This window comes from Streptomyces sp. NBC_00286, from assembly GCF_036173125.1.
Lineage (GTDB): Bacteria > Actinomycetota > Actinomycetes > Streptomycetales > Streptomycetaceae > Streptomyces.
Map to the genome: position 1 here is coordinate 689,614 of NZ_CP108054.1, position 12,992 is coordinate 702,605.

Sequence of the window (12,992 nt, forward strand, 5' to 3'; positions counted from 1 at the left end):
CTCTTCTCAGGGCCCGTTGGGCAGCCGGGACTCGATCGGTAACCCCGATCCGGCCGACGGTGCCCGTTGTGCCCTGTCTCGCCGTTGGGGTGCGGGCCGCTGAGGCGGAGTCAGCCCGCCTGCTCGGTCCCCACACTGAAGGTCACCGGTCGCAGCCCGGGGCGGGACGAGTCACGGGGTACGCGGACGCACGCGGCGTGCGGTGGCCGTCCGGGCCGTACCCGAACCGGATCAGCAGCTGCGGGCAGCACCGACGCCCCGGTCCGCCCGTCGCCGCCCGCAGGTCCGGCCACTCCATCGCCTGGTGCAGCATCGAGGTGCGCACCCCGTGCACGGTCGCCGTGAGCAGCACGTGCTGAAGGGCCTGGCCCGCCCGCAGCCAGTCCTCCCTCCTGTCGCGCAAGGTCCACAGCAGGGCCACCTGGGCGTGGCGTTCGAACCGCAGGGCGGGCAGGTGCGGCGCGGGCAACGAGCCGGTGAAGTCCCGCATCGGCATCCGCCTGGACGCGTCCCGGGGGCCCAGGGCGGTCAGGGGAATGCCGTAGGGGGTGTCCGCTCGCGGGAGAGTGATCCAGGTGCGCGCCTCGGCGGTACGGGCCGGATGGGAGGCGTTGCGGGCCTCGGCCGCCTGGGTCAGGCGCAGCAGGCGCCTGGTCCCCAGGATGTCGGGGACATCCAGGTGTGCGCCCTCGGCCCGGGCGGAGCTGATCATCTCCGTCACGACCGGGTCCGGCACCGGGCGGCCGGTGAAGGGCATCCGGCTCGTGTGACGCCGCTCGACCGCCTCATACAGGTCGCGGAAGGACGGCGGCCCGTCGGCGGCGGGCACAGCCGTCAGTTGCACGGTGGCCAGCAGGTCGGGGTCGTCCGGGGCGGGCAGCAGTCGTACGACGGGATTCCAGCCCAGATGCGCCGCCGTCACGCGGAGGTTGAAGACGGCCGCACCCACCGACAGGTGCTGGGCACGCAGGTCCGGATCGGCCATCGGCAGTGGCCGCCTGCGGTCGGAACGGACCTCGATCGACCGGCTGTCCGGGTCCAGGCCGAACCGCCAGGGCTGCGTGTTGTGGATCGACGGCGCGGCCACCGCCGCGGACATCAGGGCCTGAACGGCCGTAGCGTCGATTTCCCGGGTCTGCATGACGGCTCCTCCGCACTGTTCACCCCCGTACCGTCAACCCTCGGCCACCGTCCCGCTCCGGAGGAGGGTTGACCGGCCCGTCATCGCGGGCCATGTGGCCTCATATGGCCCGCGGGACGACACCGATCGAGCCCGGCGACGAGAGATACGTCCGCCAGGAGCCGAGGGCAGCCCTGGCACGCCGGGACCGGCCGTCGGGGATACCTCCAGGCGCGTCGTATCGGTGCCGATCCGGAGGAATGCCTGTCGTATGGGAGGTGGAAGTCCCTTTCATGCGCAGGCCCGGAGGATGTCATGTCGTTCACCGACGAAGAGATCGCCTACATGCGGTCGCAGCCGCTCGCCCGTGTCGCGACGCTGTCTCCCGACGGCAACCGGGTGATCGGGCGAGGCGGCACCGCGCCCGAACGCCACAGGCCGCCGGGCGTTTCCCCTCCCCGGTCCGCTCCGATCCGGCAGCGCAGCCCGTTTCCACCTGTGCACCCTGACCCGGGCAAGCGGCGAAAGGGACGGTCGGGCCCGCGCCGTGACCCGAGTGGTCCCTGTACCAGAAGGCTGTCCGAGGACACGCTGACACCGACTGCCCGCACCGGGTGGCGCCGCTCCTCGTAGGGCCGATGCCATGGTTGCCGTAGCCGCTTTGCTCTGTCTGCTGATTCTTGCCGGCGCGTTGTACGACACGGCCCGCCTGCTGACACCGGCCGAGAACCGGCGGCCGCCGCGGCGTCGGCTCCGGGACCGCCGCACCGCGCTCGAGGCCGCCGAGCGGCGGCTTGTGGGACAGCGGTTGCACGGCCGGATCGACCCGGCCACGTACCAGGCGAGGATGTACTCCCTGGCCGACGGGCGGCACGCACCCCGAGCAGGACGTCACGACTGACGCCGGGATAGTGGCAACCGCAAGGCCGGATTACCCGGCCTCGAGGACATCACGGACGGGGCGGCGGGGCGTGGCGGGGCCCCGTGGGCCGTATCCGAGGCGCAGCACCATTTGCACGTGACCCTTGCCCGCCACCGGGTCTCGGACCAACGGCCGCAGGTCGGAGGTCTCCAGCGGATGGGACGTCAGTGAGGTAGCCAGGTCGGCCAGGGTGGCCTCCAGCAGGACGCGTTCCAGCGCCTGGCCGGCGCGCAGCCACTCTGCGGGGGTGTCGCCGGGGGTGCTGAGCAGCGCCAGGTGCGGGGTGCGCTCGAAGGTGGTGGCGCCGCGGTCGGCCACTGGTCGCCGCCCGGCGAAGTCCCGTTGCGGAGCCTTGCCGTCGCGGCGGCGCGGACCGAAGGCGTACTCGGGGACGCCGTCCACGGCGGTGTCCGCCTCCGGGCCGAGCCGGGTCCAGCGGTCGAGATCCGCCCTGCGGTCCGGGTCCAGGGCGTCCCGGCTTTCCGCGTCATACACCAAGTCGAGCAGGGTCTCGGCGTGCCAGGGGCCTGTGAAGAGCAGCCCGGCTCCCTCCCGTGTCGCGGCCTCCCGCAGGTCGGCCTGCACTTCCTCGGGTATGTCCTTGTCCGCGAAGGGATGGCGGCTGGTGTGCCGCTGACGGATCGCCGGGTGCAGCCGCGCCAAGTCGTTGTCGTGCGGCTGCCCGGCCGAGTCGGCCAGTTGGACGGCGGCGAACAGCAGCGGGTCGCCCGGCTCGGGCAGTAGCCGGGCCTCCGGGATCAGGCCCTCGTGCGCGGCGGCGACGCGCAGGTTGAACAGCGCGGCTCCGCAGCCGATGTGCAGCGCCCGGTTGCCGGGATCGGACCGGGGCATGGCCCGCTCGGGATCGCCGCGCAGCAGAAGCAGCCGCTCGGCGGCGACGAAGCGGAAACGCCAGGGCTGCGAGTTGTGCATGGACGGAGCCGCCGTGGCCGCGGCGACCAGCGCGGTCACCGTCTTCTGATCGAGCTGTCGCAGGGGCATCGCACCCTCCTCAGACGCCCGCCACCCACCACCGTAGTGCGACTACCGGGTACCCACATGACCAGACAGGTGCACCGTGCGGTACGGCCGTGGCGGCGGTCGCACCGGGCGGGATCCCGGTCGGTTCGGGCCCGGCGAGCCGATTCCAGTGTCCGCCCTGGGACGCCCCGCAGTCTCACGAAATCCTGCGCCGTGCGGATGGCCGACTTTCGTTCAGGAGTCAGGCGCTCTTTGCACATGCTTCGCCAGGTGGACGTCGCAGCAGACCGGCCCCCGGAGCGCCGCACGCCCGGCCAGCGCACCTTTCGCCGCGTTCCCCTTCGCCGATGACGACAAGATCGCGCCACCCTCGGCCCGGCGTGAGGTCCGGAGAGGCGATGTCGTGGCCGCCGTGACGCCTGCTCTTCACACACCCGTTCGCGCATCGGCCGTACCGTTGGGGGCATTCTGGGAACGTGCCAGAGGCACCTAGTCCGGAAGGAACGGGAATGGCGAACACCCCGGCAGAACGACCGCGGGACGGATCGGCGGCGCGCCAGTCGCGGCTGGACGATCTGCTGGAGGGTTTGCAGGCACAGGTGTCGCGGGTGGGGGCTACCCGCGACCGGGTGCACACGCTCCTGGATGCGGTGCTGGCGATCGGCTCCGACCTGGATCTCGATGTGGTGCTACGGCGGATCACCGAGTCCGCGGTGGCCCTGGTCGATGCCGAGTACGGGGCGCTGGGGGTGGTGGGCGAGGAAGGGCGGATCCAGCAGTTCATCACGATCGGCGTGGACGAGGAGACCATCGGCGCGATCGGCCACTATCCCGAGGGCCGGGGCATCCTGGGCTTGCTGATCAGGGAGCCGGAGCCACTGCGACTGGCCGACCTCGGTTCGCATCCCGAGTCGGTGGGCTTCCCGGAAGGGCATCCGCCGATGACCACGTTCCTGGGTGCGCCGGTGCGGGTGCGCGAGAAGGTCTTCGGGAACCTGTATCTGACCGACAAGCGTGGCGGGGGTCAGTTCGACGACGATGACGAGGCGGTGCTGCGCACGCTGGCGGCGGCAGCCGGGGTGGCCATCGAAAACGCCCGGCTGTACGACGACGCACGCCGCCGGGAACGCCGGCTGGCGGCGAGTGGCGAGCTGACCCGCGGCCTGCTGTCGGGCAACGACCCGGACCAGGTGCTGCATCAGGTTGCCGCGACCGTCAGGCGGCTGGCCGGGGCCGATCTGGTCACGCTGGCGGTGCCGTTCAACGGCGGCGACGGCCTGGTGATCGAGGCCGCCGACGGCGAGGGCGCTGAACTGGTGCGCGGACTGGTGCTGGCAGCCACCTCGCTGGCCGCGAAGGTCTACCACTCCAGCGAGCGGATCACCAGCAGCAGGCTGTCGGCGGAGCCCGAGGCGGAGGGCGGTTCCGCGGGACGGCTGGACCTGGGGCCCGGATTCCTCCTCCCGCTGGGCACCTCCGAGCAGGTGCGCGGGGTGCTGCAGGTAGCCAACCTGCCCGGGGGTGCGGACTTCCCCGACGCCGCCATAGCCATGATCGGCGGTTTCGCCGACCAGGCCGCGCTCGCCCTGGAGGTCGCCGAGCACCGCCGGGACGCGGATCAGCTGCTGGTTCTCAACGACCGCGACCGCATCGCCCGCGACCTGCACGACCTGGCCATCCAACGGCTGTTCGCCTCCGGGATGACCCTGAACTCGGTGCTCGGCCGACTGGCCGACCGGCCCGAGGCGGCCGAGCGCATCCGGCGGGTGATCGACGATCTCGACGACACGATCAAGACGGTGCGCAGCACGATCTTCGCGCTGCGTGAGCACGACCGTTCCGGGGACCGCGGCGGGCTGCGCGCCCAGCTGGTCGCCGAGACCGACCAGGCCGCCGACACGCTCGGCTTCGCGCCCTCGCTGCGCATGACCGGTTTGCTCGACACCGGCGTGCCCGCCGGCCATGCCGAGCACCTCCTGGCGGTGCTGCGCGAGGCGCTGTCGAACGCCGCCCGGCACGCACACGCCACGCGCGTCGAGGTCACCGCCGAGACGGACGGCACCCGGCTGCGGCTGCGCGTGGCCGACAACGGATCCGGCATCGATCCGGCCGTCACCCGCCGCAGCGGCCTATCCAACCTCCAGCGGCGCGCCGCCGACCTGGGCGGCAGCCTGGCCATGATGGCCAACCGGCCCACCGGCACCGTCATGGAATGGACCGTTCCCCTGCCCGCAGCGGACGGAGAGTAGGCCCGGACAGGGCGGGCCGGTGTCCAGTGCCCGCCGACCGGGCAGCACTGCCGACGGAACCAGCCCAGGCGGACGGATTTCTGCGACGCCCCCGGCACCCGATTGGTCGTGAACGGGTGCCCCGTCGTGGCACTTCACGACGGTGTCGCCGCCGACCGTGTAGCCGACGGTCCCGGCCGCGAGCACCAGCACGACGACACCGAGGGTTGTCGTGGCACGCTTCCCACGCCTGCGCTGACTCGGCGTCATGCGGCCCGGTGTGCCGCGCCGTTCGGGCGTCCCCTGTGGTGCCGTTCGGCCCCACGACTGAGGCCGGTCGCCTCGCGCCAGGGCCCTTCTCCGTCCGTCACCGTAGATGCGACAGCTCGACTCTGTTCCGGCTGAGCATTCCGAGGCGTGCCGGGACCTACGTATGGGATGGCACAGATGAGCCCGTTCCGGGATACCGAAGGATCACTCGCCGGGTCCGCCCCGGGCCCTACCAAGTCCGGGCCCAGGGCCGCCACGGCGTGGACGGCGTTGAAGTGGCTCGTCCCCATAGCGGTCGGGCTGATCGTCTATCTGTTGCCGCAGCCCGACGGGATCAAGTCCGGTGGATGGGCGGTCCTGGCCATCTTCACCGGTACGGTGCTCGGCCTGATCCTCCAGCCACTGCCGCTGGGCGCGGTCGCCCTGGTCGGCCTGACCGTCACCATGATCACGGGCACGCTGGAGCCGGACGTCGCCCTGGGCGGCTTCTCCGAGCCCACCATCTGGCTGATCGTGGTCGCGTTCTTCATCTCCCTCGGCTTCACCAAGACCGGCCTCGGCCGCCGGATCGCGCTGCGGTTTGTGACCGCGCTGGGCCGCAGCAGCCTGGGCCTGGCGTACGGGATCACCCTCACCGACCTGGTGCTGGCTCCGGCCACACCCAGCAACACGGCCCGTTCCGGCGGCGTCATCCATCCCGTCATCCGCTCGCTCAGCGCCACCGCCGGCTCGCACCCCGGCGAAGAGTCCCGCCGCAAGCTGGGCGCCTACCTGAGCGTGACGGCGATGCAGGTCAACACGGTGACCAGCGCGATGTTCCTGACCTCGATGGCCGCCAACCCGCTGGTGCAGAAGCTTGCCGCCGACCGCGGGGTGCACCTGACGTGGACCTCGTGGGCCATCGCGGCGATGGTGCCCGGCCTGGTCGCCCTGCTGGCGCTCCCCGCGCTGCTGTACCGGATTTTCCCGCCGGAACTGCGCGAAACCCCCGAGGCGCCGGGGCAGGCTCGCGCCCAGCTCGCCGAGCTCGGGCGGATGTCCCGCAACGAGTGGACCATGGCGGCGGTGTTCGTCCTGCTGCTCCTGCTGTGGTCGGTCGGCGGCCAGGTCTGGGACCTGTCGGCCACCGTCTCCGCCTTCACCGGCGTCGCTCTGCTGCTCGTGACCGGCGTACTGACGTGGGGCGACCTGGTCGCCGAGAAGTCGGCCTGGACCACCTTGGTCTGGTTCTCCGTGCTGGTGATGATGGCCGGCCAGTTGCAGGACCTCGGCGTGATCGGCTGGTTCAGCGGCTCGATCACCGACGCCGTCTCCGGCGTGGGCTGGCAGGCCGCCTTCGTGGCCCTGACCCTGGTCTACCTGTTCTCGCACTACCTGTTTGCCTCCAACACCGCCCACGTGGCCGCGATGTACGCCGCGTTCCTCACAGCCGCGGTGGCCACCGGCGCACCACCGGTGATGGCCGCGCTGGTGCTCGGCTTCATCAGCTCCCTGTACGGCGGTCTGACCCACTACGCCTCGGGCCCGGCACCCGTACTGTTCGGCGGCGGGTACGTCACCCTCGGCGAGTGGTGGCGCACCGGACTGGCCGCCGCAGCGGCCAACATCGTCATCTGGATGGGCGTCGGCGCCGTGTGGCTGAAGGTCCTCGGACACTGGTGAACCCGCCCCGAACGCACTGACCGTCCGGCCCGGCAGGAGCAGCCGGGCCGGACGGCGTGGCCTGCGGTGAGGATCCCAGCGGTGGGAGACGGCCGACCGCCTCGTCCCCGGCCGCCGGGACCACGAAGGACCGCCGTCACCCGTCGGCGTTCCCTGGCCAGAGCGCTGACCGTGCGGTGCGGGCGCCTGCCCTCAGCGCTCTCTTGGACGAACGGCGGGCCAGCAGGCTTCACCTCGTCAGCCGTCCCGGCGTGGGAACGTGTCCGGTCACCGCCCTGAGCCGGTCTCGCGCCGGGGCACGAGGGTGTTGTCGCTGGTACGGCCGGCGAAGTGGTCCGCGACATTGCCCACGGTGGTGGCGGCGATCTGGCCGACGGCGTCCCGGGTGAAGTACGCCTGGTGTGAAGTGACCAGGACGTTGTTGAAGGTCATCAGGCGGGCGAGGCGTTCGTCGGTCATCACCTCAAGGGACTTGTCGAGGAAGAACACGCCGGCCTCCTCCTCGTACACGTCCAGACCGACACCGCTCAGCCGTCCCGCGCGCAGCGTCTCCAGCAGCGCGCCGGTGTCCACCAGGCCGCCGCGGCTGGAGTTGACCAGGATCGCGTCGTCCTTCATCAGGGCCAGGGCGCGGGCGTCGACGAGGTGGTGGGTGTCCGGCAGCAGCGGTACGTGCAGGCTGACCAGGTCCGCCTCGGCGAACAGCCGCTCCCTCTCGACGTACTGCATGCCCAGGGCCAGGCAGTCGGGGTTCTCGGCGACGTCCCAGCCCAGCAGCCGCATCCCGAAGCCGTGCGCGATCCGGGCGAACGCGGCCCCGATCTTCCCGGTGCCCACCACCCCGGCGGTCCGGCCGTGCAGGTCGCGGCCCAACAACCCGTCGAGCCGGAAGTCGAACTCCCGGGTGCGGTGCGCGGCCCGCACGATCCGCCGGTCGACGGCGAGCGCCAGCGCCCAGGCGAACTCGGCCACCGAGTACGGCGAGTAGTACGACACCCGCGCCACCGTCAGCCCCAACTCCTCGGCGGCCGTCAGGTCGATGTTGTTGTAGCCGGTGGCCCGCTGGGCGATCATCCTCGTGCCGCCCTTGGCCAGCGCGCGCAGCACCTCGGCGTCCAGGGTGTCGTTGACGCTGCTGAGCACCACCTCATGCCCAGCCGCGATGGGGGCGGTGTCCCGGTTCAAGAACAGCCCCAGACAGCGCAGTTCATGCGCGGCGCCGAACTCCCGGTCGAACGCATCCCGCAGCAGCGGCTGTTCGTCCGCGAGGACGCCGTACGCGACGATCTCCATGTGCTCTCCTCCCACAGGGACTTGCTGGCGGCATGCCGAAGAGCCACCACCCGGGAGGCTGCCGCGGCACCGGAGGACGGACGCGTTGCCGTAGCAAGGAGGCCACGATCGTGGCCGCGGCGCTCACTCTGCTTGCCGAGCAGGGCTACACCCGGATGTCCCTGGACCAGTGGCCCAGGCCGCCGGGGTCAGCAAGGCCACCATCCACCTGCGCTTCAAGACCAAGACGCTGACCATTGGTTGTGCGTCGCGTACCCATCAGGGCCGTTCAGGCCACGTTCCCGGACCGGGCCGTTCGCGCCCGGGGCCGACTCACGGCGTGAGGTCCACCCCGTACAGCGTGTGGCCACCGATGAGCTCACGCCCGGTCACCAGCTCCGGACGGATGCGGACGAAGACCTCCTCGGGTGAGGGCGCCCAGGAGATCGGGCCAACCCGAGCCAGCCGTTTCTGCTCGCCGGGGTCGGTCACGACCGTGGCCCGGCCGGTGACGACGACGCTCCAGCCGGCGTTCCTCGCCGCGTCGACCTCGTCCGCCTCGAAAGCGACCACCGCCCCGTCCACCGCGCGGGCCAGCTCCGAGGCGGCCGAGGTGCGCAGCAGCACCGTGCCGTCGCCATCGAGACAGAAATTGACGGGCAGCACCGCGGGCAGGGCGTGTCGTGTGTGCACGATGCGGCCGACCGGCGCCTTCGCCAGCAGACGGAGGCACTCCTGCGGGTCGAGTTCACGGAATCCGTCGTTGGGGTACATGGCCAGTCCGTCTTTCGCCGGGTACCGCGGTGTGCGGTTTCAGACCATCCTCGGCCGAAGGACAGCGCGGGGTGAGGGGCCATCGGTCCCGGCCGTGCCGGAAAACAGCCCCAGTCCCACCGGGATCCGGCACCGGACGGCAAGCGACCCGATACGCACCACAGGTCACAGCGAGTGTTCCTTGAGCCCACGTGCGGGTTCAGGGCTGTTGCCCGGCAGGTCCGGCCGGTCCAGCCGCAGGGCCGATCGGCCCTTCCCTCGTCTCGCCTCGCCCTGTTGTCTCAGACCATGTCCGACATCGACACCAGGTCCGCGCCTCACCACACAGACCGCACCACAGGTGAAGCAACCGTCGTGGAGCTGCGCGGCGAGATCGACATCTTCACTGCGCCGCCTCTCGCGGCCCGGCTGGAGGCCCTGACCGCCGGCCTACACCCCGATCTGGTGCTGGACCTGCGCTCGATGGCCTTCATCGACTGCGCCGGTCTGGGGGTTCTTTGCCGGGCTCGGAACCGAGTCGTGGCCCGGCACGGCCGGTTGCGGCTGGTCACCGACAGCGTCCGCTTCCGGCGGACCCTTCGCGCCGTGGGCCTGGCAGGTGTCTTCGAGCTGCACGCCAGTATGGACGGGACCCTGGCCCGTACGCCCGGAACCGGTGATGTCCCCGCCCGCGCGGGCTGATACCAGGGCCGTGGGCCAGCGCATCGGTCCACTGCCCGGGCCGCTGTGCCGTCCTCGTCTGTGCGTGTGTACGGCGAGCGGCTGTCTCTGAGTCCGGGCGGACCGTGGTCAAGTCCGGTCGGACCGTAAGGCGGTGACCATCGGCCCAGTGACGGCGGTCGCGGCGTAGGAAACCGTGGGTGACGTGATTCCCGATCGACGGGCGAGGACGAGGAGCTGTGTGATGGCGAAGGCGTATCTGGTGGGCAGCGGCATCGCGGCGCTGTCCGCGGCCACGTTCCTGATCCGCGACGGTGGATTCGACGGAACGGACATCCACCTCTTCGAAGGGCAGCGGAACATCGGCGGCAGCCTGGACGCGGGCGGCACGGCGAACACCGGCTACACCATGCGTGGCGGGCGGATGTTCGAGGCCGAGTACCGCTGCACGTACGACCTGCTGTCCGGCATCCCCACCCTGGACGACCCGTCGGTGTCGGTGACGCAGGAGATCCTGGCCGGGCACGAGGAGTTCGCCTGGGACGACATCGCCCGCCTCGTCGGCGGCGACGGGAAGATCGTCGACACCCGCTCGATGGGGTTCACCGAACACGACCGCCTGGACCTGGTGCGCTGCCTGGCCGCCCCCGAGGGACACCTGGACGGCAAGCGGATCACCGACTGCTTCGGCGAGCACTTCTTCACCACGAACTTCTGGTTCCTGTGGTGCACCACATTCGCCTTCCAGCCCTGGCACAGCGCCATCGAGTTCCGCCGCTACCTCAGGCGCTTCATCCACCTTCTCCCCGAGTTCGCCTCCCTGTCCGGCATCCACCGCACCCGCTACAACCAGTACGACTCCATCGTGCGCCCCCTGACCGCCTGGCTGCGCGAACGGGGCGTCACCGTCCACACCGGCTGCCATGTCACCGACCTCGGGCTCGCGCCGGGACGCCGGAGCACCACGGTCACCACCATCTACCTCTCCCGGGCCGGCCACGACGAGAAGATCGCCGTGTCCCTCGAGGACCTGGTCCTGGTCACCAACGGTTCCATGACCGACGCCTCCAGCTTCGGCTCGCACACCGCCGCACCGCCCCCGCATCCCCACCGCTCGGACGCCTGGCTGCTGTGGCACCGCCTGGCCAGGGGACGCGACGACTTCGGCAATCCGGACGCCTTCGACAAGCACGTCAAGGAGTCCCGCTTCGAGTCGTTCACCGTCACCACCAAGGATCCCGCCTTCCTGGACGCCCTGGAGAAGTTCAGCGGCCGCGAGACCGGCCGGGGCGGCCTGATGACCTTCACCGACTCCAACTGGCTGCTCACCATCGTCGCCAACCGCCAGCCCGTCTACCCCGACCAGCCCGAGGGCGTCTCCGTCTGGTGGGGCTACGGCCTGCATCCCGGCCGAGCCGGCAACCACACCCCCAAGCCGATGACGATGTGCTCCGGTCGGGAGATCCTCGAAGAGGTCCTGCACCACCTGCCGTTCGACGAAGCGGTGGCTGCCCGTGTCCTTCAGACCTCCACCGTCGTGCCCTGCCTGATGCCGTACGCCACCAGCCAGTTCCTGGCCCGCCGCCGCGACGACCGGCCCGCGGTCGTGCCCGAGGGGTCGGTCAACCTCGCCTTCATCGGCCAGTTCGCCAACGTGCCCGACGACGTCGTCTTCACCGTCGAGTACTCCGTACGCACCGCCTGGACAGCCGTGGCTCAACTCCTCGGCCTTGATGGGCGACCGCCTGCCGTCTACAAGGGCCACCACGACCCCCACGTCCTGGCCGCCGCCCTGGAGACCATGCACCGCCGGTAACCGCGTGGGGCGATCGACTTACGCATTCGGGTGGCGTCGGGCCCATACCGCCGCGTGTGTGTCGGGCCGCCCGCTGCCGGCCGGACCGGGTCAGCGGGTGCGAGCCGCCTCCCCAGGGGTGAGGGGGATGCGCCAGCACAGGCGGGTACCGCCTTCGGGGCGGTCGGCGACCTCGAACGTGCCGCCGAGCTTCTCCGCGCGGCGGCGCAGATTGGTCAGGCCGCTGCTTCGGGTGGGCCGGCCCAGACCGCGACCGTTGTCGGTGACGTCCAGGCGCAGTTCGTCTCCGGCGTGGACGGCGACCCAGGCAGCGGTGGCGTGGGCATGGCGGGCGACGTTGGACAGGGCCTCACGCAGCACGGCGAGCAGGTGCGCGGCGGTTTCGTCGGGCAGGGCGGCGTCGACGGGGCCGCCGAACTCCACCGAGGGTGCGAAGCCGAGCCGGTCCTGTGCGGTCGAGGTCTCGTCGAGGACCTGGGAGCGGAGGCTCGCCGCCTTCTGGGTGGGCTGGTTGAGGTTGAAGATGGTGCCGCGCAACTCCCGGATGGTGGCGTCGAGTTCGCCGATGACCGTGTGGATCCGCGTCGCGGCGTCGGGGCGGGTGATGCGAGCGGTGATGCTCTGCAGCGCGAGGCCGGCACCGAAGACCCTCTGGATGACCATGTCGTGCAGGTCGCCGGCAATGCGGTCGCGGTCGGCCATCACCTCGCGGTCGGCGCGGGCGGCGGCCAACTCGGCCTGGGCGACCAGCTGGTGGGTGATGTCCCGCGCCACCGTCGAGAAGCCGATCAGGGCCCCTTCCGCATCGCGCATCGGCGAGACGGTGACCGCCACGTCGACGTCCGTGCCGTCGGTACGGCGCCAGCGGCTCTGGTAGGAGTCGGCGTGCCCTTCGGAACGGATCTGCTCCACCACTGCCTGGAAGACGTGGAAGGCCGCGTCGGGCATGAGCGTGTCGATGGTCTGGCCGACGATGTGCTGCTCGGTGTGGCCGAACAGCCGCTGGGCGCCGGGGTTCCAGGTCTGGATGAGGTGAGTGGGGCCGACCGAGATCATGGCGTCGTCGGAGGAGGCCACGATGGCTGCGAGCCTGGCTTCGGCGCGACGGGCGGCCTCCAGCTCGGTGTGCAGGGCTATCAGGCCGCGGTTGGTGTCGTCCAGCTCCTGGCTCAGCTCGTCCACCAACTGTGCGCGGCGCGCCAGTTCGGCCTGCTGCGCGGCCGCGTCGTCCGTACCGTCGGCGGTCCGGAGGCCAGATACGTCCCCCATGTCTGACCGCCCTTCGCG

The 12,992-nt window shown here is 71.2% G+C and carries 10 protein-coding genes; 5 read left to right on the forward strand and 5 right to left on the reverse strand.

Going from position 1 to position 12,992, the window contains the following annotated elements:
• Nucleotides 1-142: 142 nt before the first annotated feature.
• Nucleotides 143-1,141, reverse strand: coding sequence for an Acg family FMN-binding oxidoreductase (locus OHT21_RS03300; protein ID WP_328766670.1), 999 nt, complete (start codon nucleotides 1,139-1,141; stop codon nucleotides 143-145).
• 622 nt (nucleotides 1,142-1,763) lie between these two features.
• On the opposite strand from OHT21_RS03300, the gene OHT21_RS03305 reads away from it, so the two are divergent.
• Nucleotides 1,764-2,021: a hypothetical protein gene (locus OHT21_RS03305; RefSeq protein ID WP_328766671.1), complete on the forward strand. Its 258-nt coding sequence runs from the start codon at nucleotides 1,764-1,766 to the stop codon at nucleotides 2,019-2,021.
• Between the two features lie 30 nt (nucleotides 2,022-2,051).
• Here the strand turns inward: OHT21_RS03305 and OHT21_RS03310 are convergent, their stop codons facing one another.
• Entirely contained in the window at nucleotides 2,052-3,044 is a 993-nt protein-coding gene (locus OHT21_RS03310; protein WP_328766672.1) for an Acg family FMN-binding oxidoreductase, read from the reverse strand.
• Nucleotides 3,045-3,532: 488 nt separating this feature from the next.
• Here OHT21_RS03310 and OHT21_RS03315 point away from each other — a divergent pair, with 488 nt between their 5' ends.
• Both OHT21_RS03315 and OHT21_RS03320 read left to right on the forward strand, forming a co-directional pair.
• A complete protein-coding gene (locus OHT21_RS03315; RefSeq protein ID WP_328766673.1) occupies nucleotides 3,533-5,272 on the forward strand; it encodes a sensor histidine kinase in 1,740 nt (579 codons plus the stop codon).
• A gap of 426 nt (nucleotides 5,273-5,698) precedes the next feature.
• Complete coding sequence (locus OHT21_RS03320) at nucleotides 5,699-7,183, forward strand: anion permease (protein ID WP_328766674.1); 1,485 nt, start codon at nucleotides 5,699-5,701, stop codon at nucleotides 7,181-7,183.
• 267 nt (nucleotides 7,184-7,450) lie between these two features.
• Here OHT21_RS03320 and OHT21_RS03325 read toward each other — a convergent pair whose 3' ends face one another.
• Both OHT21_RS03325 and OHT21_RS03330 read right to left on the reverse strand, forming a co-directional pair.
• Entirely contained in the window at nucleotides 7,451-8,476 is a 1,026-nt protein-coding gene (locus tag OHT21_RS03325) for a 2-hydroxyacid dehydrogenase (protein ID WP_328766675.1), read from the reverse strand.
• A gap of 312 nt (nucleotides 8,477-8,788) precedes the next feature.
• The gene (locus OHT21_RS03330) at nucleotides 8,789-9,229 is read right to left on the reverse strand and encodes a pyridoxamine 5'-phosphate oxidase family protein (RefSeq protein ID WP_328766676.1); all 441 of its coding nucleotides are present in this window, start codon (nucleotides 9,227-9,229) and stop codon (nucleotides 8,789-8,791) included.
• A gap of 288 nt (nucleotides 9,230-9,517) precedes the next feature.
• On the opposite strand from OHT21_RS03330, the gene OHT21_RS03335 reads away from it, so the two are divergent.
• Both OHT21_RS03335 and OHT21_RS03340 read left to right on the forward strand, forming a co-directional pair.
• Nucleotides 9,518-9,910 carry an STAS domain-containing protein gene (locus OHT21_RS03335; protein WP_328766677.1) on the forward strand — a complete coding sequence of 131 codons (393 nt, stop codon included), beginning with the start codon at nucleotides 9,518-9,520 and terminating at the stop codon, nucleotides 9,908-9,910.
• 223 nt (nucleotides 9,911-10,133) lie between these two features.
• Nucleotides 10,134-11,705: an oleate hydratase gene (locus OHT21_RS03340; RefSeq protein WP_328766679.1), complete on the forward strand. Its 1,572-nt coding sequence runs from the start codon at nucleotides 10,134-10,136 to the stop codon at nucleotides 11,703-11,705.
• Nucleotides 11,706-11,795: 90 nt separating this feature from the next.
• On the opposite strand, the gene OHT21_RS03345 is transcribed toward OHT21_RS03340, so the two are convergent.
• Nucleotides 11,796-12,974 (reverse strand): PAS domain-containing sensor histidine kinase, encoded by a 1,179-nt coding sequence (locus tag OHT21_RS03345; protein ID WP_328766680.1) that lies wholly within the window; start codon nucleotides 12,972-12,974, stop codon nucleotides 11,796-11,798.
• Nucleotides 12,975-12,992 lie beyond the last annotated feature (18 nt).